This window comes from Pseudoalteromonas sp. DL-6 (assembly GCF_004328665.1).
Lineage (GTDB): Bacteria > Pseudomonadota > Gammaproteobacteria > Enterobacterales > Alteromonadaceae > Pseudoalteromonas.
Map to the genome: position 1 here is coordinate 511,216 of NZ_CP019771.1, position 24,227 is coordinate 535,442.

The following is a 24,227-nucleotide window of genomic DNA, read 5'->3' on the forward strand; positions in this document are numbered from 1 at the left end:
GCTATACATATAGCCTTTTTATTTAACTTTCTAATGGAAGTAATACCGAAATATAGCGCTGCGCCCAATTTGCAAGCTCTATACGATTACGCGATTGAGTCTTTTTAAACGCACTATAAAGATGGGTTTTCACTGTATGATCACTAATATTGAGTTTATTCGCTATTTTATCGTTACTCGCACCTTGAGCAATTAAATGAATCACTGTCTTTTCACGCTTGGTTAGGTTTTCGTAATCCGCTTTACTGAGTACTATGTCATCGTGCAATAAATTATTAGATGAAGCTGCATTTAATATCTCTTTGAACGCGTTAGAAATCACCTTACGAGTAAACCATAGTTCACCAGCAGTTACTCTTACAAGCGCTTTAAAAATATCCTCTGCAACATCTGAGCTATAAAAAACACCATTAAAGTGATTCAATAATAAGTTTTTCTCACATACAGCATTTGGCTCAACGTTAAATAAAATCACCTTATGTTGCTTAGCTAAACAAATTAATTCGGCAGGAAGCAATGAATGCCAATCTTTATCAGCACCATCAATGAGGAACAACTCAACATTGTCACGTTGCCCAGCTTTAGGAAGCGCGTCATCCATTTTAATATCATTAAATAATGCGTTTAAAGTACTTAAAACAGTAGTGTAGCTAGCTGCATAAGCAGAAGATTTAAACGTTGTTTTAATAAAAGCAAATTTCTTATTTAACATAAATTTCATCCCTGAAACGTTTATGTCACATTACCTAAATTAGACACAAAATACAATACTCCATATTACTAATTCATATTAGCAAAATACGGCTAAATACTGGTTCTTACTACATCTTTAAGACTATTAGCAAGCTCTCTATGCTCACTAACAGGTAAGTGTATGCCCTCTTTCTTGCAAGGTTGTATCAGCGGATAACAATCTAAAAATTCACACTTGTGACGATAAGCCATGGCTTTGAACTCAAGAGATAATTGTTCAGCTTTTTTACCTGCACCTGCGTAAATGCTTTTATAACTTCCCACTTCATAAACCTTGGGCGGGCTCAATATGATTATTTTTGGCTGTGCTTTGTCGTGATAAAACGCTTTAATGGCTAAAACCAACTTCTCAAGCGCTTTGCCAATATCGATAGCAGACAGTGCAAAACGTGCTTTTAAATCATTAGTACCGAGTTGAATAATAACAATATCAACGGTGTGCACTTCAAGATAAGGTTTTAAATATTTAATCCCTGACTTATCACCATCAAAAGGCGGATTGTTCACTAGGGTTCTATTCGGTTGCCCCGCTTCAATTACAAGGCGATCTGAACCCAAGAGCTCTGCCAGCATACTTGGCCATCGCTCACACTCAGCAAGCCTTTTCCCATCAACGGGTGATGTACCAAAGGTATTGGAGTCGCCAAAACAAAGAATATTCATGTTTAAAATGGGTTCAGCGTATAGCCTTTTTGCTGTAACTGGGCATGCGCGGTCATCGCTGAAAGCGCCATTTTCACTCCAGGAATAAGCTGCTCAGCTGAAACTTTCATATGAGTTGCCGACTGCCCGCACACATATACCTGGGTGTTATTAGCAAGTAGCTGTTTAATTAAAGATTCGGTTTTATTATCTTTTTCAAACCGTGCTTTATAAACGCTGTTTTGCAGTACATCAACACTGGCTCCACCGTGTACCACTAGCGCCAGCTGGATGTTTTCTGGTTTTACGCCGTGAGCCACATGCATATTGATAAAGCGCGCTAACGAATTAATATGATTATTTTGCGCGCCTTTTTCAGCGCCATCTCCTAAATCAAAGGCAATTTTAAACTGCGCTTGGCTTAAATCAGATTTATGCTCGGGCACATTATAAAAATAACCAAAGTCTTTAATAACAGGCACAGGCTCTGCTGCCAAACTACTAAAGCTAGTTAAAAGAAGGCTAAGACCTAAAAGTGATGTTTTCATAAGTTTCCATTTTATTGTTGGCTTAGCCTACCCTAACGCTATTTAAAGCAATTAACTAGCCTGAACATGTGAGTGCGCTATAAACGTCATCCCTAAATAATTGAATGTATGTTTAAACATATCGATAAATGCATCCGGCGCAGAAGCAGACCTAGCATTAGACAGCAGTGAAAACTGTTTTTGTCGTAAAGTTCTAAGCTTCGGTTGTAACGCCTCATCATCCATGTAATCAGTAACTCTATCCATAAACGCTTTCATTTGTGGCGTGGTGTTATACCAATAAATAAGTGACGCAATTACCCAATGCTCAAAGGTAAGTAACTGTTCAAACAGAGTGTAAAAATCATCTTCAGGGTAGTTTTTGTCATAGCGATAAGGCGTGATAACAAAGTCATCTATGCAAAAGCCTTGCCCGCTTTCCTTAGCTATATAATTGTTGACTTGTGTACTGGTGTTACCTGATTTACGCGCACTTGAAAAAATTACAGCTGTGGTTTTCGTTGATTTACCTTGCATTTGTATCACTCCTTTTTTTATGATGGAGCAAAGTTTAAAACCTCAAGTTAAGTTAAGGTCAATAAGCAATAACCATATTTTTGCAAACAGGACGCATACCGATGACCGTACAACAAAAAAAGCTCACTGAAGCCAACTTAACCGTGGGCTTTGTCGCTAAGCGCAGTGGCGTTAAGGTATCTACACTGCACTTTTACGAAAATAAAGGACTAATACGCAGTTGGCGAAACAGTGGCAATCAACGACGCTTTAAACCAGATGTACTAAGGCGAGTAGCAGTTATAAAAGCAGCACAAGCGATGGGGATCACGCTAGAAGAAATTAAACAAACTCTGGCAACGTTACCAGAGCAGCGTACACCAACACAAAAAGACTGGTCTGCACTTTCAAAGCAATGGCAAGAGAAACTTGATGAGCGTATTGCTTATATGCAACGTTTACGTGAACGGGTTGATGGCTGTATTGGCTGTGGGTGTTTATCAATGAGTAAGTGCCCTATTTATAACAAAGACGACCACTTAGGTGGAACCCAAAGTGGTGCCATTTTGTTAGAGCGAGATTAAGGCTTATAAAACCTTAATCTAGACCATTTAAGCCTTCTCGGGCAGCGCGATATAATGCCCCTAGAGTTGAGTCAAATACCGATTTAATAAAACTGTAAGTCAGCTCTACGGCTTTACTAATAACTTTGCCAGCAAACACTAACATGTGCCCGAGTAAACCTAAGGTTTGTGTTGCAAATGAAGCTGACGCTTTGGCTATTTTATCCAGCGTTCGCGCGAGCATATCGTAAAAAGTTAAACCTGTACCTGTAGCAGCTTGTGCTGCAACTGCACTGTAATAACCCGAATCTTTTAATAAGGTAACTAACGCAGCGCCCAGTTTATCTGCCCAGTGTGAACTAAATGAAGCTTGGTTTCTGTCTTCAAACTTTAAACGTACCGGTGTGCTTAAGAAGTGGTTTGCTTTTACAGTTAAATTGCCCCAGTCATTACTGTTTGCGGTATTAACATAGCCTGGCGTACCACTTAACTTGTGAGCTGCGCCTTTAAGACCCTGACCGTTATCAAGGCGAATTTCTTGGCCATTGTAGGGCGCATGTGAAAATGGCCATAAAGGCACTTTTGTAACCGGATCAGCGCTGTGTGTACAGCGGTATATTTTATCAATACGTGATGTAGCAGCGCGTGAAAAATTATCAAGCCCCACTCTTGGCGAGCCAAAAGTATATAATTTAACGGGTAACGAATACTCTGCTTTTATCCAATCGGCTGAAAGCGTAGCCAGTGCCCCGCCTAAACTGTGGCCAACAATATGCACACAGCCGGTTATTTTGTCTCGAATGTTAGCTGCTACAAATACTTGAAGTGCAGGTTTCATACTATAAAAGGTTTTATTAAACCCAGCATGTACCATACTGCCGTTAGAGCCACCGCTTAAACCAAAGTGTGCATCTGTTAGACCATCTCTAAGTGAAGCCGTGCCGCGAATAGTGATAACTGAATCACCTTGAAATGAATTTTTACCGTGTGCAACAAGGCCAAACCCAGTACTTAAACCAAATAAATGAGAGAAAAACCCGCCTGACACACCTTGTATGGATCTATTATTGATAGAAAAATCAAACTGATCTCTTAAGGATGCATGCAATAGCCCATTTAATAGTTTTGTATTTTTTAATTCTATAGCATCATAAGCAAGTGATGCTAATTGGACTGCCTGAGTAGGTGTTAACGTATTCATTTTAAATCCTTTTATTGGCTTTAAACGTTAGAGCTTACAGGTGGTAAAAACTGCAAATGTATGCTGTTTATCATTTTTAGCAGCTATATCAAATGTTTCTGGCTCATTTGCGATATCACAAACCAAATTACTTAAGTATTCGGTTAGCGTATCTTTATGCTCGTAAGGAAATAGCCTAACTGCCCAAATAGTAACTTCCTTTGCATTCTCATCTAATGTGTATATGTGTTGTATAACAGATTCGTTGTCGAACATGTTTGATGGCTTTGATGTTTTGATAACTTTTTTAAGGAAAGAAAAACGACCATCACTACTTGTTGTTACTTCATCAATATATTCATCGCCATAATTTAGTCTACGAAATACCTTTTTACCAGCAACAGGTTGCTCATCAAAAAGCAAACGCCCTTCAACTGGAGCTGATAACACGAAATCTTCCTTACTAAAAAAACCAAACATATTTGCAAAAACCTGTGTTGTAGTAAATAAAATTAGAATAGCCACAACTGCAATGAGTAATGGTAACTTAAACCGCTCCATCAAAAATATAATCTCCAATAAATCAGATGCATGCACCATATATCGTAAAGAAGTGCTCTGGCGCTTCTTCTATAGGTATGTCGTATGTTTGTGGGTCTTTGGCAATATTACACTCTAAGTCAGCGAGTAAGTTTTTTAGGGTATCACTCCCCTCATGCATAGACACAGCTGTATACCAAAGAACAACGCCCTCAGGTGTACCATTTTCTAAATAAACATGCTGAACCAGTGATTCATTATCAAACATGTTTGCAGGCTTACTCGTTTTTATAGATTTTTCTGTGAAGGTAAAAAAACCATTATGATCGGTTATTGCTTCATCTTTATATTCATCACCATAAGTAAGAGCACGTACAACCTTAGTATTTACAACAGGCTGCCCTTTATCTAATAATTGCCCCTTCATCGGAGCCGATAAAACAAAATCCTGCTTATTAAAAAAACCAAATATATCTGCATAAGCCTGTGTTGTAGTAAAAATAATAGCAATAGATATAATTACCAAAATGTGAGCTTTAAAACGTGATAACAGAATATACAAGCTCCCAACTATTAAACTCAAAATACACGTGTCGTATTGCTATTTAATGACGTTTTAAACTCTTAACTATCAGCGTTAATGAAATTGCCCATTTCAACTAAAATTTATTCTAATTGGGTACAAAGCGCACTGCAAGCATTTAGAGCAAAAAACAAGCAATAAATCATTCCCTAAAAAAACAATTCATAAACCAGCTTACATATAATGCTAAACCCAAGTCCCATCATTAATATATAGCCATATAAAATAGCAATAGCGCCACCCGATGCATCCCCTATTTTGTCTATTTCAATACATGTAGAGCACACTATAAAAAAAATAAAAAAGTTAGCAATTAAGCCTAATATATAAGCTTCTCCAAATAGTGGTGAAATACCGACTAATATAGCGCTTAGCATAATAAGTATGCCTGAAAGCGCCTCCTTCAAAGAAAACTTGTACTCAATAATCTTGAGTACTAAGGTCACTACCATTAATGCTAAAAAATAAACCGTAGGTTTAAACTGGCTATAAAAATAATCCACACTAAACATTTGGCTAATCGTCAATGAGGGCTCTTTAGCTGGGCTTAAATCTTCTGTTATCGCGCTTGAAGCGTCATCGGTAAAAAAATACGCAGCCGCAACAATAATTAACTTTATCATTCCAAAAAAGATAAAACTGGCGACCATAAACCCTATTGAATCGTCTCTGGTCAATTGCTTGTTTGCCTTACTTTCTACAATTTTAGCTAGCAATACACCCAACAAGCACACACTACCTAAATAAAGCAGCGCGACCCAAAACTGATCAAGATAAAAAACCGATAAGCCAGGGGCAATAAATAAAAACATTGAATCTTCATTATCTAACGAACTTTTGGGCTCAACGCTGTATTTTGACTGTTTAAAAAGTGCTAAATAAACAAATAATGGCTGTAAAAACAGCATTAAAATGCAGGTGTTTATAAGAGTCATTTATCATCCTTGATTACAGCCAACACACTGCGCCTAGAGTATTGGCAATTTCGAAACTAATTAAAGGTTTATTTTTTGAAGGTAGGTTTTAAGCTTTAATAAGCCCGACTCAAGCTCAAACTTTTGTATTTTAGGGTTTTTAAACTTAAACCCGTTTGAAATATGAGTATTGATCATCGTCGCCATGCCTTCAAAACCCGCAGGGGCAGTTGCAACTAAATCGCTCAATAGTGGTTGAATAAGCTCTTGATGCTCTTCAATTTTGGTTGGATCCTCGTAAATATCGTATACAAGGTTGGTTAGTGTTTGTTGGTGTTGTTGTTCCATAATAATTCTATAGCGCCTTAACTTTGGCGTTTATAGCTCCTTTTTATTTCAATTAAGTAAGCAAAGCTATACTGCCTTACTTTTTCTTCCTTTTATTTCCTTTAGCCATCTCTTTTTCAACAGCGGCCCGAGCGTCTTTTATATCCTTAAAAAAGTTATATTGATATTTAATTAAGCCTTGGTATTTATTTCCTTTAATTAGATAAAAAGACAGCAGCATAAAGGCTATATTAGTAACCGTAGCTATATGATAACCACTTCCCTCTAAAATTATAAATGATGGTAAGCAAATCAAAGCTAAAAATAGAGCATAGTATTTCAATATCTTTGCACATAGAAAAGAGCCTTGACTAACTTTAAAGTTTAAAAGGCAAAACATAATTCCAACGGAAAACAAAATGCCCAACAGCCACTCAGGACTTGTATTAAAGTACTGTGTTAACAATGTCATTCCGGAATAAACCGTTCCCAAAAGTAAGATAATTGTTACTAATAAAAACCTACGTAAAAGCTTCCATGGGGGAAATAATAAAAACACCTCTTTGTTATTAGACATTACTAACTTAACTCTCAGCTTATACGTTTTTTATAACTCAATAATCTCAGTACCATCGAAAAACCCTTCAGGGGCTTCTTCCAATTTTAATACCGGCATGACAGTTTTATATTTAAAGTTTCCACGAAATGCCAATAACATGTTTGATTTAGCAGATTCAAAAAGAATTGCTATCTCGTCGGAGTCTATAAAATTTTTTATATTTTCTGGCTGTTTTCGCGTGAACACTTTTATAGAGAGTATTTTCTCGTTAATTATACCTTGAAAACGCTCTTTATCAGAGTACTTAGGGTCATCGTATTGCATTTCGTCACCTGTACTTTGACCATGAACGTGTTCTTTGACACCGTCTTTCACATCGAACCAAGTAACAATAGAGTTTTTAACATCATTAGCTCGGAAAGCAACAATATCACCGCATTCCAAGTGAATGTAAATTAAGCTTCCCAAATAGGTAAAGACCTCATTATCTGCAAGATCTACTCTTGCTCTGTATTTTCTCAACCCAAATTCTGACTGAGGTCGTGAAATATTAGTTATTTTATTCTCTTTTAATGCATTAACAATACCCTTATCAAGGGTTAATCCTTTAAACAAGCTATCCACTTTTTAAACTCCTTTTTGAGTTACTGGTTTCAAAAAATGTCGAGAAACAGGTTATATTTTGACAAAAATTATGCTTATTAAAATCCAAGAACACTATTTATCAATTTATATTCTCTCACTATTGAGTCTAGTGAAAAATCACTATCAGAAGAACCTAGAGCAACTTCCTGGGGATCTGCTATTTGCGGTAAACCGTCAGCACCATACATAAACTGCAAGTCTTTTATGTGAAGCTCTTTTTCTTCAAAGATATTATATATGCGCTCCAGTTCGTCTAATGAATCTTGAGATAACACAGCCTTAAGGCTCTCAGTCGTTAGCCCTTGAGAATTAGTCCCCTTCATAATGTTTTTTTCAATATCTCGGCCATTGAATAACATTCGCTCTTGAATTCCACCCTGTACAATCTTCCCATCGCTAGAGATAGTTGTGCCAAATTCTGGAATAGTAATAACTGGCAGGCCAAGTGCCTTTATAGTCTCCAAATCTTTAGCTTCTTGTTTGATATCCTCAATTGTGGCTGGGTTCATACTTGTCGAATTACGTTTTGGAATGAGTAGAACTTCTTCATCATCTATAGCTAATGCCTCTTTATAGCCCCCCTCGCCTAACTTATTATCTAAAACACTAGGAGGTACCCATCTAATTGGTGTAGGAGGTATTGTTAATGACCTTAAATGTGCTTTAATAACTTTCGGCGTTAAGTTGCCATCGTAAGCAGATTGCAATAATTTATCAGATAGTTCATTACTAATAGTTCCTGAAGCAACACTTACAGCAAGTGCATCTTTTAAGCTCTTTTCACCCTCTTTACACATCAACCCAAATGGGTCCACCCAATTTACCGGATTTGGTGCATATTGATAATGGTTTATGCCACCCACTAATCCAATCGGGTCTTGGTTTATAAAGCGTTGCTGTTTGGGGCTGTAGTAGCGGTAGCGGTTATAATGTAGGCCACTCTCTTCATCTAAATACTGACCTTGAAAACGGATTGGCTGAGTGAAGCTGTTTTCTTTATTAAACTCAGACTCTGTTTTGGGTTCTTCATAACCATACACATCGGCTTGGTTTTCCCACACGACTTCTGCTTTGTTATTTGTCACAAAGCGTGGGGTATTCAGTTGGTCTAGGTGGTAGTAGTACACCTCACCTTGTTTAATAAGCGCGACTGGGTGAAATTGATTTGGCAAGTTAATGTACCAAGTGTATTCACCGTGTTGGTATTCGCCGATTAACTGGTCGTTATCCCAAATGTAGTCAATTTTGCCCTGCTCGGTGTGCTTAGCGATACGACGCCCCAGTGGGTCGTAATCGTATTGAGTAAGCGTGCCGTTGTTGTTAAAGCAACTTAGCTGATTAAATGCATTGTACTCGCGGCGGGTTTTTATACCTTTGCCGGTTTCGCGTATTTGGTTACCAAATTCATCATAATGAAAGTCGCTGTCGCCAAAGTGAGTTAACCGGTCAGCGTCTGTAGAGCCTTTAATAACCCCATCGTCTTTGCTTAGGTCACTGGAAAGTGTTGCTGACTTTGAGTCACTATACTCACTGTGAAGCACGTTATTTGTGTTAGCTGACTGGTTACTTTCAACCTTATTGCTGGCGTCGCTATCATCATTGTGCTGAGGAGTTTGCTGCTCGGCTAATTGGTTATTTTGAATTCTTGATTGGCTAACTGGGTTACCAAAACTGTCCCACTGGTATTGAGTGATTGTATCAACTTCAGAACTCGCTAGATTTTGCTGAATTAACTGGCCAAGGCTGTTGTACTCAAAATTAATATTGTGGCTATTAACGCCTTGCTCTTTACGCGTAATAAGTTGGTTTACGCTGTCGTAATTGTATGCACAGGTATCAAATAGTGCTTGCGCAGGATGGGTTAACTGCTGCTGTGTTAAGCGGTTAAATACGTCAAATTGTTGGATAAGGGTTACGTCATTACCAAACTTTTGCGTTTGGATATTGCCTTGGCTATCGTAGCTAAGCGCTGCAAGTTCAACAGCATTGCTATTGGCTTGCTGTAAGTGAATAGCACTTAGCTGACCAAATTTATTGTAGCTATATTTAAGCGTACTTAAATCTGGCAAGGTCAATGATTGCCTTCTGCCATAGTCGTCGTAACTGTATTTTAAGGTATGTGCTTGTTGCTGATTATGTACTTGCTCAGCACGCAGTAACCGCCCGCCTTTATCAAACTGCTGCTTTAAGGTTGATTGTGCATTATGCGCACGGGTAATTTTACCTTGCAGGTTATAGCTGTAGTAATTGGCGTTATTAACGATGTGAGTATCGGTTGCCAAACTTGCATGCTGCGCAGTTACGCGGCCTAATTTATCTCGCTCTATTTTTACATGGCGTTTATCGCTCTGTGTAACAGAGGTTAAGCGGTTGCAAGCATCGTATTTATATTGCTGTAGCGTACCGTCAAACCCAGTAACTTGCGTTGGGTTTTCGTTAGCGTCATAACTTATGCGGTATACATGGCCGTCGCTACGTTCGATAGCGGTTAGGTTGCGCTCTTTATCGTAAGTTAAATGCAGAGCACTGCCATCGGGCTGAATAACACAATGTGGCTGGCTTAGCCCTTCAAAGTGCTGCTCGGTGGTATCACCCTTACTGTTTTGCGAGCTAATTAACCGCCCTGCATCATCGTAACTAAAGTGTTGATGCTGTTTGTTTTCAGGGTCTTTTTCGTCAAAGGCAATAGTTTGCGCAAGCTGGCCATGCTCATTGTATTTATATTGAGTCAGCAAACCAGCGTTATTAATGGTGGCATTTACACGGCCTAAACTGTCGTAACTATAACGAATAAGCTCATCATTATGGTGCTTGGCTAAAAGCTCGCCTTGCTCGTTCCATACAAACTTAGTGACTTGACCATCTTTATTTATGTGTTGGGTTAGCTGGCCAAATTTGTCATAGCTGTAAAGTACGGTGCGACCGTCGCCAAAGGTTTCACTTTGCAGTAAACCCGCTACGCTGTATTTACGTGTTATTGTTTGACCATCAGGCAAGGTTGTTAATACACGCTGACCCAATTGGTTGTAAGCAAATTTAGTGACACTGCCATCTGGCTGGGTTATTGATTCTAACTGGCCATAAGGGGTATAACTGTATTTTATTTCACTGCTATCTGGCTTTATTTCAGTAACTTTTTGACCTTGTGCGTTATAACCGTATTGCCACACATTACCATTAGGGTCGGTGTGCTTAACTAACTTACCTTGCGCGTTATGTACAAAGTGTTCTTTATGCCCACGCGAGTCTATACAGGTTGTTTCACCAGCGTCTAAATTATATTCAAACTGATACGTATAGGTGTTGTTATCGCCCCATTGTTTTATACATTTAGCACTCGATGAGTAACTGTCCCATTCAAAGTGATGGCTAAAACCACTGGCACGAGTACGCTTAGTTAATAAGTTAGCGGCGTTATAGCCATAATGCTCTGTTTCACCTTGCTGATTGGTCGCGCGAACGAGGTTTTTGTTTTCATCATAATCATATTGCGCAAGTAACGGCGTAAGTAATACTGGCTTGTTGTTATCACCTGTACGGTAAGCCGAAATGTTTGCCAGCAACCCTTGCGGGTTATATTTTAAAATACAGCCACGCGCTTTATTTACCTCAACGCGATGCAAGCGCTCTTTCGCATCGTAATAAAAACCAATACTTTGGCCTTTTTCATTAATAACTTTTTCGAGCAACCATGAGTTCTCGCCGGCTTTAAACGTAAGGTGTTGATCATCTGGGGTTACCAATACTTGCTTACCATTAGTTTGGTAATGCAACGCCAAATTACTGCTTAACTGATAGCTCGATTGCCCCGGTTTTACTTTTTCAAAGCGGTGTTTAGCGCCATGCTCATCTTGGTATTCTAACCAGTAGCTGCCCTTTTGTTTTGGGCCCACTTTAGGTGGCGGTAAATAGTGCTCAGTTAACTGCACCATAAAATCATGTCGCCAACCATTACCCATCACACTGCATACATCCGCATGCGATGAGCGGTATAGGCGTCGCCAAATTAATTGTTTGCTGCCAGCTAGGGTGAAATCAATAAGCGGCAAGATTTCTTCACCCGAAAGCATAGAAACTGGATCAGAGCGGCACTCTTGTTTGGTGATAGGTTCTTCACTTGGGGTATTATTACTTGCACCGCCACTGTTTTTAGCCGGCGCTTGAGAGGCACTTTTGCCTGAGGCTGTTGAACTGCTCTTACTATTTGCCTTTTTACCTGCTGCGCCGCTATTGGTGTTATCGCTTACCTGAATGGCCGACTTAGCTTTTTGATGATAACAACTAATAGTACCTGCAACCAAAGCTTGGGTTAATACACTTGCGGTTTCACGGGCTGACGCACCGCGCGAACAGCTTACTCCTGCAAGGTTAAGCAAGTTAATAACGTCTAAACGTTTAGCTGCGTCGCTTGAAAGTGCACTACCTACTTGCGCAATTTGATTTTTGGCACTTTCCGGCGTGTTAGCTGCTACAGCAACAAAGCCCGACGGCGCAGAACCTTTACCTGCGACGAGGCAAATTGGGTAACTTATTCCCTGTAAAACAACGGTATTACTTTGCATTAGCTGTGTACTTCCTCACTTATCCATAAGTATGATGCTGCACCTTGATGCTTAGCTTGCTCCTGTGAAAGCATTAATGCATTACTAAAATGCTCAACAATTGCAGGGCTTGTGGTTAATTGGTACAAATTAACCAACCCTTCTAGTGCGCCTATTTTCCCTAATTTATAATTGGGTAGTTCGTAATATGTGTGCTCATCAATTAAGCTAGTAAGTAGCTGTAAATTGTTTAACCAACTATCATCATCTATCCCATTTCCTGGTGCAAAAATTAGATCTATCTTATTCTCTGTTTGTTCAGCTAAACGCGTAAGCATACCTGCTAGCTGATTATGTTTGCTAAAATCAATAGATGCTGCAATTTCATGGCTTACCTGCGACCACCCGCAAGGCACCATTTCAACTAGAGCCAACGCGCCACCTACACCTTGATAAACAAACTGCTGCTGTTTATTTGCTTTAAAGGTTGCATCTAAAGCAATTACATTAAATTTTTGCCATTTTTTTTCACCGGCCAAAGCTATAGCAGAGTGTGCACCTGTTGATCCATGAAAAATCAGCTCGTTGCTATGATCGGGGTATAACTGTTGTAAGCTCTGAGTTAATAACTGTTTTAGCTCATCTTGAAATGATAACGCTGGTAGTAACCAGATCATCGGCAATGTGCTGTCTGTGACTTCTGCCATTAATTCTTTAGATTTAATTATGCAATCGTAAACACAGGCATCCCAAGACTGCCATTGCAGTTCATTAAAAACAGCACTGTTATCGTCAAATAATAATGCATCTACGCTGCTAATATTTGGGGCAGAAAAGCATACCATCTCTATTGAAAATGCACTCATGATGCCACCTCGTCCTGAGCTTTATTGGCAGCGAGGTGTTGATAATAGCGATATAAGTTAAACACCCCTTGGCTATAGCTATCCATGGCTGATAAATAAATGGCATTAGGCACTTCATCAAGAGGGTGTCCTGCAATCAATCGTAAACTCGACATGGCGGTTTCATATTTAGACCAGTTATGTTTTAACTGCTGCTGAAACTCTAATAGCGCGCTTTCATCACCTTGCCAAGCGAGTCGCTGGATATCGTACTCCACTAGCTGATCGAGTTTATCACCTAACATGCGTCTTATTAGCGCAATAATTAACGCGGGTTGCTCTACTTGTTGTAATAAAGAATTGGCTAAAACAATCAGTTTTACAAAACCGCTTTGTAATAAAATATGCAATGTATGATCAACCGATAAGGTATTACTGGCATGATTGCTTAAGCTATTTACTTGCTCAAAATTTAATGACAACAAAAATAACGACATTAAGGGTGATAGATGGGCTTGCTCACTTAATGCATCAAAAATAGCCGTTAATATCTGTGGCTCGTGGTGCTGCGCAAGGCTAGTAATTTGATTTATAGTGACCAGGGTTTGCGGGGGAATTTCATCATCAGCACTGTAAGCAAAAAACAAGGTGTTTAAATTTAATAGCCGAATTAAGTTAAAGCTATGCTGTTGAATAACCACTTTATTTATAATGATTTTAAAAAAAGCACTTAGCGCTGGCTGATTAAGCAATTCATTTATAAATATAATATTTTTATTTTGTGGCAAGTTAGCCATAACTTCAATACATGCTTGGGCAACTAATTCATCGTTTTTAGTGTTAGTTATTATTTCGACTAGTTGCTCAGTGGTGGGCAATTCAAAATTATTTTTTTGATTATTGTTTTTTGCGTTTACCCAGCAGCTTTCTAATAGGGTTTTTCTTAAATAACGAACATGACCTACACACGTAAACGGGCACAATTGAGCGTTACTAATTTGTAGTAATTGTGCTTGATGATCACTTAAATAGGTCGCTAGCAAAGTTAGCCACCAATTAAAACAGTTGGGTTGCCAACAACGATTTTTCCGCCGTGGCCACTATCATCGCCCATTCTGGCAGCGGGTTTACCATTAATTTTAACGCTTCCCGAGCCTGTTTTTATGCTATCTGGCGGGCCAATACACACTATCATGTCGCCTTTGCGCGCCGCGGGCATGCCACCTATTAACACATTGCCAGAGCCGGCAACTATAGGTCCACCCACATGTGGCACTTTAGCGGTCACTTTAGGGCATACATGCATATGACCAATTGTAGCAGCGGGTTTACCCATTTTGACTCCTTGTCGTATCTTTGCTTGTTTATGAAATACTATTCATACAGTGGAATAACTAGTAGCTTGTTAGTCGTCACTAATAGCGAAATTTCTTCAATTAGCTCATCTTTACTGTGATCAGCAAGTGCCACTGTGCTTTGAGTTGCATATTGATATAAATTTGAAATTACATTTTCACTATTAAGTGCATCACTTAAATGAATAAAAAACTGCTGTGCATAATAGCCATTCATAGCTTTTAAATGACTTAAAGCAGGGCTTAATAATGGATCATCTGGCCTATTGATTGGTAAACACACTAAATGCGGTAAACCATAACGGCAGTAAACAACGTGCCCGTTATTTGCAATGCCGTTTCTAAACCCTGATTGAAAGTTATTGACTATTTCCATCATTAATTTAACTTAATTACACCAGCAGATAAAGTAATGGCACTGCCATCTACTTTTACATTACTGCCTTTAATATCAATGTTTGTACCTTCAATAGTAATATTGCCACTACTGCTCATTTTAATTTGCGCCGAGCCTGTTTTAATCACTATTTCGTCACCCGCTTCAATATTAAGTGTTTTACCGACTTTTAAGGTGTCATTTTCACCCATTTCAGCAACACGGTTAGCTGTGACTTTGAGATTGTCGTTATTAAGAATTTCAACATTACGGTCGTTATCTATTTTTTCGTTTTGATCGTTTTTAACGTAAAGCTGTTTATCTTTTTCGGCTTGCATATACACAAGCTCGCTGCCTTTTTTATCCTCAAATCGCAGCTCATTAAAGTTATCTGCTCCACCTTCTTTAGTTGAGCGAGTCTTAATACCACTTTGCGTTTTTTCACCAGGTAATGCGTACGGAGGCATTAGGTCTGCGTTATAAACAGCACCGCTTATTATAGGTTGATCTGGGTCGCCATTAATAAAGTCGACGAGTACTTCTTGACCAACGCGGGGAAAGAAAAAGGCGCCCCACTTTTTGCCAGCCCAGTTTTGTGCAACTCGGATCCAACATGAACTTTTAGAGTCTTTTTTACCTTCACGATCCCAATCAAATTGCACCTTAACGCGGCCATATTGGTCAATCATAATTTCATCGGCGCTATCACCCGTTACTATGGCTGTTTGTACGCCGTTGATAACCGGTTTCTTTTTGCTCACTTGCGCTCTGTAGGGAATGTCTTTTGGCACACATTCAAAGTGGTTAGAATACACTTCTTCACTTGATGCTTGTGCAGCGCCTGATTGGTTTGGTACCACAATCGACGTCATCATCGAGGTGATAGCAAAGGTTTTACCTTCAAGGCGTGGGTCTTCATGTTTTTTGAAACTAAACAGTTTACCAACAGAGAATGAGCGGCAGTCACTGCGCCCGCTTGAGAGCTTCATGTCTCTTTGCAGTGACTCTAGTTGAACTGATGCCAAATTAGCCGCGCGAGGATGACACTCTGCTTCAGCTGTATATTCAAAAATTTCTGATACCGATTGGGTCGGTAATTCTGCGTTTGCTTGCTCTGCATCAGGGTAACGTGATGGCTGTTTAAAATCGTAGCCCAAACGTTTGAAACTACCTGGCGCTAAGCTTAATCCGCCCTGCCAACGCGAAACATGAGACTCACTTAAATGGCCAGTTGAATGAACAACTTTAGCCTCACCACACATTTCATATGCGGTAATATCATCTGCTAAAACTAATGTATGGTTACTTTTTGTATGCTCAAAGAAGTAAAAAATCCCCTCGCTTTGTAATAAGCGTTGGATAAAGTCAAAATCTGACTCTTGGTATTGCACACAGTATTCGTATTTGGGGTAGGTTTTACTGGTTTTATCTGAAAAAGCCACATTGTGTTGGCCAAACAAATCAGCAAATATATCTTTTATTGTTTTCTTTTGGAAAATGCGGCTATTCTTGCGATTACGCATAGAAGCGGCAAAAGGCACAATGGTAGCTTGATAATCAATGTAATTTTTTTGCTCGTCAACGTCCGCAGTGCGGCTGCCGTTAGAAACCAGCTGGCTCACAATACCGTGATAATAACGTTCACCCCCACCCTCGGCATTTTTTACCTTTATCGATACCGGCTTGCCAACCAGATCTTCATGTGCGATTTGTTGGCCTATGGTGTACATATTGGCCGACATAACAAATAAATCTGACATGGCTTCTTGTGCAACGAAGCGTGTTAAATAAAGGGCGTCTTTACCAACAGGGGTACTAATTTGAATTACGTTTTTATCTTGTGTTGCTTTTTGCATTCCTTGCTTTTCCCATCCTGAAGATCAAAAAAAGCTCTGAGCACAAGCCCAGAGCTACAATCGGGTAACAAATATTACATTTGTTGACCTTTAACACCGCTGTAACCATATACTAGTGGTGCAGTGATGTTGTTTTGATCGTCAGTTGGTGTAACAGTCATCATCATTTCAGTGTAGCTGATAGTGATTGTTTCAATTGGACGGTCGTTTTGAACAGATACTGAGTAGCTAGAGATCATGGCATCTGTAAGTTCGATTTTCATGATTTCTTCAACTTTATCACCTTGTTTAGTGATATGAAAAACAGCAGGTAGACCTTTACCAATAGTTGCTTCTTTGAAAAGATCCGGAGATGCTTTATCTTGAAGTTTAGTAATAGTCACGTCGCCTAGACGAGTAGAGCTAGATTCACGATCCATCGCTGTACCAGTCGCTGAGCTAATTTCACGGCTAACGTTCCAATCTAAAGATAAAACTGTAATTAAATCTTTGAAAGACTCGGCAGTAGTTTCGCCTTTGATTGAACCGTATTTTAAATATGTATTTGCTTGCATTTGATAATGCTCCTTTTTATTAAACAATATTATCCATTATGTGGATTCGTTTACTTTGGTTACCCAAAATTCCTTGAAATCATTATCTCTAAAACAGCAATGAAAAGGTCTTCAGAATTCCTTTCCCTAGATGAAGACAATGTCTCAAAAATTCCATGTTTCTATATAAGACACACGAATTATAAAGCGCTAAAACTAAAGAAACAACCTTAAAAACAGGTTATTTTAAATTAACTTTAGTTAATTCGACATCAAACTCATTATCCTTAATTAACAATGAGATAGATGTTACTTTTTCACCTTCAACCATGCTCGAAAGCAAAATTTCAGACAATAGTGGTAGTACTTTATTCTGTAATATAGTGTGAATATTTCTTGCACCCGATCCGGCATTTTGACAATTAGCAATAATGTATTCAATCACGTCATCTTGATAAGTTAACTGCGCATCATAATGCTTTTTAACACGCTTAATTATTTTATTAATTTGCAGCGCTGCAATTTGGGTCAGAATTTCATCACTTAACGGAATATAAGGAATAACATTAATGCGCCCTAAAAATGCGGGTTTAAATGCGCCTAATAAATCATCTTGTAATGCTTTTAATAAACCTTTAATACTCGGCTTACTTTCTTCATCTTCAAATAAACTCATTGTGGTATCAGTACCCACATTTGAGGTCATAATAATGATGGTATTTTTAAAGTCGATATCGCGACCTTCGCCGTCCTTAATCGTACCTTTATCGAATACTTGATAGAAAATATCTTGTACGCCTGGATGGGCTTTTTCCATTTCATCAAGTAGCACCACACTGTATGGTTTTCTTCTTACTGCTTCGGTTAAAATACCGCCTTCGCCATAACCAACATAGCCTGGAGGTGAGCCAAGTAGTAATGACACTTTATGCTCTTCTTTAAACTCAGACATGTTAATTACTGTTACGTTATCTTCGCTGCCATACACTTCTTGTGCTAGTGAAAGCGCTGTCTCTGTTTTACCAACACCGCTTGGGCCTGCCAGCATAAATATACCATTAGGACGGCTCTCATCTGCAAGTTGAGCACGGGAGGTTTGTACCACTTTAGCCATAAGTTCAAGCGCATGATCTTGGCCAACAACGCGCTGTTTCATTTGCGCTGCTAAATTTAAAATGCCATGAATTTCGTCTTCATGCATTTTACCAACAGGAATACCGGTCCAATCAGAAATAACCTGTGCAATCAACTCTTCATCAACTTGCCAATGCACCATATTATGCTCATACGAGGCTAACTTAAGCTTACTTTCTTTTAGCTGCTCAAGTACTTCAGCAGAAGAGTCTGCATCGTTGGTGTTAATCGATTCTAGCGCTTGGTTTAACTCGGCAACTATATCCTTCTCAACATTGAACTGCTCATTTAATGGTTCAAGTTGTTGTTCAATATCAACTAGTTCAGATTTAAGTGCTAATAATTGTTCGCTGTGATCTAAACCGGTTTTTTGCTCACGATTTAACATTAAAACTTGCGCTTCAATTTCACTAAGCCTATTAATTAACTGCTCAATCGCATTAGGTGTCGATGCTTGACTCATAGCAACACGAGCACATGCCGTATCTAACAATGCAACGGCTTTATCGGGTAGTTGTCTGGCAGTAATGTATCTGTGTGATAGATGCACTGCACTTTCAAGTGCTTGCTCTGAAATAAACACTTTATGATGTTTTTCCATCACCGGGACTAAACCACGTAGCATAGCAACCGCTTTTTCTGGTGTTGGTTCTTCAACTTTAACCACTTGGAAGCGACGTGTTAGTGCAGCATCCTTTTCAAAAAACTTTTTATATTCAGCCCACGTTGTTGCTGCAATAGTACGTAATTCCCCTCTTGCTAGAGCAGGCTTAAGTAAGTTGGCAGCATCATTTTGACCCGCTTGTCCGCCACTACCAATCATAGTGTGAGCTTCATCTATGAAAAGAATCACAGGATCAACAGCGTTTTTAACTTCATTAATTAGCGACTTCAAACGATTTTCAAATTCACCTTTCATGCCCGCACCCGCTTGCAGCAAAGCCAAATCTAGGCTGTGCAACTTAACGTTTTGTAATACTGCAGGTACATCTTTTTGAGCGATTCTTAGGGCAAGTCCTTCAACCACAGCGGTTTTACCTACACCCGCTTCACCGGTTAATATTGGATTGTTTTGACGACGTCTAGTTAAAATATCTACCATCTGACGTATTTCGAAATCACGACCTAAAATTGGGTCTATTTTTCCTGCTTTTGCTTGAGCGGTTAAATCGACGGTAAATTGATCTAAGCTTGGTGTTTTAGATGAACCATTTGCAGGTGTTGTAGCACTTGCAGTGGTGGTATTACGTTCTTGCGATTGGGCAACAATTTCAGGCCATGCATGTAGTAGTTGTCCAGGTTCTATATTATTGAAAAGCTTGCTACAACGCGTTACTAAACTAGACAAGGTATCGTCTTTTGTAAGCGTATAAATAACGTAAGCACTGCGAATTTGCTCATCAGTAAATTCTATACTGGTGCTTAACCATGACTGTCTAAGTAAAGTAGTAACATGTACCGACAGACTAGGCGACGAATCACTACCCGTTTTAAATGACTCTAATGATTGATTTAAATCTTGCTTTACCTGATCAATATCAATATCGAAAGCACTGAATATGAGTCTAACATCGTCTAGTTGCTGCTCAATCATAGCTAACAGCCAATGCTCTAATTCAACCGTAAAATGGCTGCGGCTATTACAAATTGCGACCGCTGCTTCTAAGCTCTTTCTACAATCTGGGCTTAGTTTCTCAACTAATTTGTTTAATGTCATCGTTGACATACACTGTTCCTTTTAATTTTAATTATCCTTTAAACGATAACTTAGTAGGGTTAAATTTAGGGGTGTTTTTACTCGCCATTAAAAAGCTATTTGCGCCTAGTTGGCATTCACTTTTTGACAGCTGCACCGCATCAAGTTGTTGAAAATCTGACTCAATAACAAGTCGAAATGAAATAGCATTGCCGGCATAGTCTTTGACAATTTTTTTAGCTAATTCAAATAACTTGCCTTTAGGTAACAAGGATTTTGCTTTATCAAAATCGCGGGTACTGATATGGATCTCGATATTAGAAGAAATATCCCATATCTTTTTACCAATTACCGTATCAACACCTAAGCGGGCATGTTGTCCCTCATAAAGGCGTTCACTTGCTAAACATGTTTGCTCTTGTGGCTTCAAATCGTGCCACTTACCTATCATTTGTTTAATGACAACATCACAGCCAAGATATGAGCTCAGTACACTTTTTAAGTCAAAAGCATTGCGAATTTTTCGGCTATAAAGGCCTGAAAAGTGCAACTGATGTTCATCATAACCGCCGCTTAAAAGCCCTAATATTTGCGTGTATGGGTCTTTGTTTTTATCTTTATTTACATGATTTAAAGACGGTTTATATTTTTTCCACGCTCGATAATATAAAGACACCAAACGGTGATTAAACATGTCGTAAAAGTCGCGCATGGTTGTATCTTTATAGCGAAGACGCTGCATCACTAGTTCGCTATAAAATTGAGGCAAAGCGCCCGAGCAACCCGTTAGTCCCATAAAAGAGATCTGCATGTTGACTTTATGTAAGCCATCTTCAAAGCTTGCTTGTTCTAATTTTGTGATAGCGTTACCTGGGTAACCAAATTTTTGAGTTGCGGTAAACTTAATTAACTCTTGCTTTGGACTACTGTCATACCCTACGTAGCGATACTCCAAGCCATGCTTTTTCAGCTGGTTTTCTATAATGAAAACTGCTTTATAAAAGTCAACTTGTGACGCTTGAGAAATAATATGTTGGATCATACTAACGGGCTTTCCCCAACTCGCGCAGGCCATTGGTAATACACTTGCTCTTGTTCTTTTAGCCTTAAACTAACGCGAGTAAAGCTATTAATTGCTGCAAATTGCGCAAAGAAATGATCGAGGATAGAGGCAAAGAAAAACATGCCACTTCCTGAAAAGTCATCATTGGCGAAGGTAATTTCAATTTCACTTCCCGTTGCAAAGCTTACTCGCCCTTTTTGCACAACACGAGCTGTTGCGGGTTCTACAACCACACGGTAAATATTATCAATAAGGCCTTTTGTTTGCGGAGATGCTCTAAAGTCATAAAGGCGTAGCACTTCTTTAAGCTTATTACATGCATCATCTCCACTAAACGCGTCGAGCGTTAAATGATTAACTAATTGCCAACGTGTTGCATCGGCTAATATCGGTCTAACTGCATGAGTAAATGGAATTAAACATCTAATTTTTTTAATTACATCGCCGCGCTCTGGCATTAATAAGCCTAGCTCATCGTCTCCAAAAGGCATGCTCGCAGGGAGGTTTCGATTACTGCAATTAGCACGTACGGTTAGGACCGTGTTCCCTTCAGCATAATCCATAGCGCTATTTTCAAATCGTGCATCTACCAATGATAGAAACGATTCGGTGCCTGACTCAACATAACCCCCTGCCCATGAGGCAGTTTCTCTGCGGATATGCCAAAACAAATCATCGTGGCCTTGGTATCGTGGATGCGTTTGTCCATAAAACGGACAAACTATTTGTTTATTTCCCTTATGGTCAAAGGCAATTACTTCTGAAATACCAATTACTTCTGAAATCTCAGAGTCCATATAACGCGGCGTTAATTGGTATTCGTATTCGCTCAGCTCAGGGCGAATAGGTTCTAATTCTTGTTCAAACATATTAATTATGGGCGTACACCCCATCAAGAACATGTCTTTGTCTACTTGCTTTTCAAGCTCTGAAGATTCAGCATCAAGATAAATATACACTGTGCATTTATTAGAATTTTTAGGCAACGATGAGTGAATATTTTCAAGTTCAAAAAAACGAAACTTTTCAGGAAAGGTAAAGTTTTCGACGAGTAAGCGATAGCCGGCACTTGATCGCTGCGAATACGGTACAACCGCTTCATTTGCATCAAAGCCAACCGCTTTAAGTTGAGTTTTAGAAAGGTACTTTATACCCTCATCACCATTATCAAAAGCAATGCCAATAGCGTGCTTAAACAATAATTCATACACTTTAAGCGTATGATGCCATTGGCCATTTATAAATAATCGTAATTTTTCCAGCCCAGTTTCAGCCAGTGATACACCCGGGTATTCACCGGTTAGCTCAAGTTTGAAAATTGACTTTGCTTTCTCATGCCAACGTGGTTTTGGTGCCACAAAAGGACTGTTATCAAATTGCGCACTGGTAATTTCAACAGGCCATAAGTAAGTTTCATAACAGGTTTGAAACTTACATTGCTTCATTGACTCAACATTGGTTTCAACTTCACTCGCTCTTGGAATGACTACTCCCGTGGTTGAGAGGTTTTCAGCCTCTAATTTAACCACCGACATTGAAGGAATAGGCGCTTGATAGTCAGGTAACATTTGCCCTAATAAAGCATCAGTAAGCTCAGGAAAGCTATCATCTAACTTTTGCCTAATATTAGCCGTTAAAAATGCGAACGATTCAATTAATCTAGATACATGAGGGTCTTCAATATGATCATCGCTTAGCTTTAATCGCCCTGCAACTTTAGGGTATTTTTCAGAGAAGTCTTTACCCATATGACGAACAAACGCCAATTCACGATTGTAATATTTTAATAACTCATCGTTCATAAAGAAGCCTCTATAATCTTCATCCCTAAGTTCACAGGCTCAACTTCAGAGTCAAAGCTAATAAACTCTGGCTCTGGATCTGCATATAGTAAAGCGTTTATTCGCAAGTTTAATACTCTATTTACGGGTACTTCATCGTCAGTAAATACCTCAACTTCAATGAACCGAGGCTCAAATTTCAAAATTGTATTTCTAACGGTTTCACATAGCAGTGCCCGCCCTTCGTGAGAGCTCACCGACATACTCGAAAAGTCAGGTAAACCATACGATAAGCAGGATGTTGCTAACTCTGCATATTGTGCTGGCCACGTGTGCCATTGAATTCGCGCATTTAGCAGCGCTTCTATGTCTCTGCGCACATTTTTTCTCAGCTCACTAATGCTGATCCCCTCAGTACGAGATGGGGCATCCTGAAAGTCTGGCTCATCGTCAATGAGCCTATCTAAAATGGATGCTTGAAGCTGCTGCTTATGCTCTATCATAATTATTTACTATGCTTACTCAGCTGTTTCTAGGACGTTTATTTTAAGGTTTGGAACAGTGATAGCTTCATCGTTGACAAACAACATTTTCATTCCTTTACCTATAATAAATTCGTCTTGAAGTTCTTCCCAATCAGATACTTGGCCTAGCTTTTCTAGATCTGTATTTGAGTTTGCGTAAACTAGTGGCAAGTGAGCGGTACCCGATGGGCCGTCTTTAATAGTAATTTCAACGCGTAACCAAATACCCTCTAATAATGACGTTACAGGTTCTACTTTTAATGTTTCAATTTCATTAAAGTTAGCCAGGTAAAACTCGCCATTCGTGCCTAGCACTTCTAAATAAGGACTTAAGCTATCATCTAAATCTCGAATTGCTGATTGCTCGTCTTCAACACTCTCCAAGCGAAGCGCTTCCATTTGTTGTGCAAGACTGGCAGCTTCAGATCTTTCACCTTCAAGCAAAGCAACATGCATTTTTAAAAACAAGGTATCTAGCTCATTGGCTTCATGAAAAAGTTTAGGAATCCCCTTACCTTGATAAAAATCTACGCGCGATTGCTGGGCACGAATTAAATGTCTAAGGTTAACTGCACCTACAGCAAACTCTGGGTTCTTTTGCACCATAAAGTCGAGTTGTTTGTCTGCTTTTTCAAGCTCGCCATTAATGCAAAGTAATTCAGAATAAATACTTCTAATGTCAAAATTTAAAGGCTCATCTTGCAACTCGGTAGCGCAGCATAATAAAGCATCAGCAAGTTTTCCCTCGCGAATTAAACTGTGTATTTTTTTCAT

At 39.1% G+C, this 24,227-nt stretch carries 24 protein-coding genes; 1 reads left to right on the forward strand and 23 read right to left on the reverse strand.

What is annotated here, in order from left to right; genetic code table 11:
- Positions 1 to 22 precede the first annotated feature (22 nt).
- The 4 genes from B1F84_RS17280 to B1F84_RS17295 all read right to left on the reverse strand — a co-directional run bounded on the left by B1F84_RS17280 (position 23) and on the right by B1F84_RS17295 (position 2,459).
- On the reverse strand, positions 23 to 712 hold the full coding sequence (locus tag B1F84_RS17280; RefSeq protein ID WP_131692217.1) for a LuxR C-terminal-related transcriptional regulator: 690 nt from the start codon (positions 710 to 712) through the stop codon (positions 23 to 25).
- Positions 713 to 804: 92 nt separating this feature from the next.
- Entirely contained in the window at positions 805 to 1,416 is a 612-nt protein-coding gene (locus B1F84_RS17285) for an SGNH/GDSL hydrolase family protein (RefSeq protein WP_131692218.1), read from the reverse strand.
- A 2-nt stretch (positions 1,417 to 1,418) separates the two neighbouring features.
- Positions 1,419 to 1,943 (reverse strand): DsrE family protein, encoded by a 525-nt coding sequence (locus B1F84_RS17290; RefSeq protein WP_131692219.1) that lies wholly within the window; start codon positions 1,941 to 1,943, stop codon positions 1,419 to 1,421.
- A 51-nt stretch (positions 1,944 to 1,994) separates the two neighbouring features.
- Positions 1,995 to 2,459, reverse strand: a complete 465-nt coding sequence (locus B1F84_RS17295) for an NAD(P)H-dependent oxidoreductase (protein WP_131692220.1) — start codon at positions 2,457 to 2,459, stop codon at positions 1,995 to 1,997.
- Between the two features lie 101 nt (positions 2,460 to 2,560).
- On the opposite strand from B1F84_RS17295, the gene soxR reads away from it, so the two are divergent.
- Positions 2,561 to 3,022 (forward strand): redox-sensitive transcriptional activator SoxR, encoded by a 462-nt coding sequence (gene soxR, locus B1F84_RS17300; RefSeq protein ID WP_131692221.1) that lies wholly within the window; start codon positions 2,561 to 2,563, stop codon positions 3,020 to 3,022.
- Positions 3,023 to 3,035: 13 nt separating this feature from the next.
- Here the strand turns inward: soxR and B1F84_RS17305 are convergent, their stop codons facing one another.
- From B1F84_RS17305 to B1F84_RS17395, 19 genes are all read right to left on the reverse strand, one after another.
- Positions 3,036 to 4,202, reverse strand: coding sequence for a lipase family protein (locus tag B1F84_RS17305; protein WP_131692222.1), 1,167 nt, complete (start codon positions 4,200 to 4,202; stop codon positions 3,036 to 3,038).
- Positions 4,203 to 4,229: 27 nt separating this feature from the next.
- Positions 4,230 to 4,742, reverse strand: a complete 513-nt coding sequence (locus B1F84_RS17310; RefSeq protein ID WP_205988878.1) for a DUF6795 domain-containing protein — start codon at positions 4,740 to 4,742, stop codon at positions 4,230 to 4,232.
- 22 nt (positions 4,743 to 4,764) lie between these two features.
- On the reverse strand, positions 4,765 to 5,274 hold the full coding sequence (locus B1F84_RS17315) for a DUF6795 domain-containing protein (RefSeq protein WP_131692318.1): 510 nt from the start codon (positions 5,272 to 5,274) through the stop codon (positions 4,765 to 4,767).
- Positions 5,275 to 5,453: 179 nt separating this feature from the next.
- The gene (locus B1F84_RS17320; RefSeq protein WP_131692224.1) at positions 5,454 to 6,239 is read right to left on the reverse strand and encodes a hypothetical protein; all 786 of its coding nucleotides are present in this window, start codon (positions 6,237 to 6,239) and stop codon (positions 5,454 to 5,456) included.
- A 60-nt stretch (positions 6,240 to 6,299) separates the two neighbouring features.
- Positions 6,300 to 6,566 (reverse strand): hypothetical protein, encoded by a 267-nt coding sequence (locus B1F84_RS17325; protein ID WP_010389341.1) that lies wholly within the window; start codon positions 6,564 to 6,566, stop codon positions 6,300 to 6,302.
- A 76-nt stretch (positions 6,567 to 6,642) separates the two neighbouring features.
- Complete coding sequence (locus tag B1F84_RS17330) at positions 6,643 to 7,122, reverse strand: hypothetical protein (RefSeq protein WP_131692225.1); 480 nt, start codon at positions 7,120 to 7,122, stop codon at positions 6,643 to 6,645.
- A gap of 30 nt (positions 7,123 to 7,152) precedes the next feature.
- Positions 7,153 to 7,728, reverse strand: a complete 576-nt coding sequence (locus B1F84_RS17335; RefSeq protein ID WP_131692226.1) for a hypothetical protein — start codon at positions 7,726 to 7,728, stop codon at positions 7,153 to 7,155.
- A 77-nt stretch (positions 7,729 to 7,805) separates the two neighbouring features.
- Positions 7,806 to 12,311: an RHS repeat-associated core domain-containing protein gene (locus tag B1F84_RS17340; RefSeq protein ID WP_240702030.1), complete on the reverse strand. Its 4,506-nt coding sequence runs from the start codon at positions 12,309 to 12,311 to the stop codon at positions 7,806 to 7,808.
- Positions 12,311 to 13,156 carry a hypothetical protein gene (locus B1F84_RS17345; protein WP_131692227.1) on the reverse strand — a complete coding sequence of 282 codons (846 nt, stop codon included), beginning with the start codon at positions 13,154 to 13,156 and terminating at the stop codon, positions 12,311 to 12,313. Before B1F84_RS17345 ends, B1F84_RS17340 begins: the two co-directional genes overlap by 1 nt.
- Positions 13,153 to 14,178, reverse strand: coding sequence for a hypothetical protein (locus B1F84_RS17350; protein ID WP_131692228.1), 1,026 nt, complete (start codon positions 14,176 to 14,178; stop codon positions 13,153 to 13,155). Before B1F84_RS17350 ends, B1F84_RS17345 begins: the two co-directional genes overlap by 4 nt.
- A 2-nt stretch (positions 14,179 to 14,180) precedes the next feature.
- A complete protein-coding gene (locus tag B1F84_RS17355) occupies positions 14,181 to 14,471 on the reverse strand; it encodes a PAAR domain-containing protein (RefSeq protein ID WP_131692229.1) in 291 nt (96 codons plus the stop codon).
- A gap of 38 nt (positions 14,472 to 14,509) precedes the next feature.
- A complete protein-coding gene (locus B1F84_RS17360; protein ID WP_131692230.1) occupies positions 14,510 to 14,869 on the reverse strand; it encodes a hypothetical protein in 360 nt (119 codons plus the stop codon).
- Positions 14,869 to 16,722: a type VI secretion system tip protein TssI/VgrG gene (gene tssI / locus B1F84_RS17365; RefSeq protein WP_131692231.1), complete on the reverse strand. Its 1,854-nt coding sequence runs from the start codon at positions 16,720 to 16,722 to the stop codon at positions 14,869 to 14,871. The genes B1F84_RS17360 and tssI overlap by 1 nt, the downstream gene beginning before the upstream one ends.
- A gap of 74 nt (positions 16,723 to 16,796) precedes the next feature.
- Positions 16,797 to 17,276 (reverse strand): type VI secretion system tube protein Hcp, encoded by a 480-nt coding sequence (locus tag B1F84_RS17370; RefSeq protein WP_010389365.1) that lies wholly within the window; start codon positions 17,274 to 17,276, stop codon positions 16,797 to 16,799.
- Between the two features lie 220 nt (positions 17,277 to 17,496).
- Entirely contained in the window at positions 17,497 to 20,115 is a 2,619-nt protein-coding gene (gene tssH / locus B1F84_RS17375; protein ID WP_131692232.1) for a type VI secretion system ATPase TssH, read from the reverse strand.
- 22 nt (positions 20,116 to 20,137) lie between these two features.
- Complete coding sequence (gene tssG, locus B1F84_RS17380; RefSeq protein WP_010389368.1) at positions 20,138 to 21,127, reverse strand: type VI secretion system baseplate subunit TssG; 990 nt, start codon at positions 21,125 to 21,127, stop codon at positions 20,138 to 20,140.
- Complete coding sequence (gene tssF / locus B1F84_RS17385; protein ID WP_131692233.1) at positions 21,124 to 22,950, reverse strand: type VI secretion system baseplate subunit TssF; 1,827 nt, start codon at positions 22,948 to 22,950, stop codon at positions 21,124 to 21,126. The genes tssG and tssF overlap by 4 nt, the downstream gene beginning before the upstream one ends.
- Positions 22,947 to 23,432 (reverse strand): type VI secretion system baseplate subunit TssE, encoded by a 486-nt coding sequence (gene tssE, locus B1F84_RS17390; RefSeq protein WP_010389371.1) that lies wholly within the window; start codon positions 23,430 to 23,432, stop codon positions 22,947 to 22,949. Before tssE ends, tssF begins: the two co-directional genes overlap by 4 nt.
- Positions 23,433 to 23,447: 15 nt before the next feature.
- Positions 23,448 to 24,227, reverse strand: a complete 780-nt coding sequence (locus B1F84_RS17395; RefSeq protein ID WP_131692234.1) for a type VI secretion system accessory protein TagJ — start codon at positions 24,225 to 24,227, stop codon at positions 23,448 to 23,450.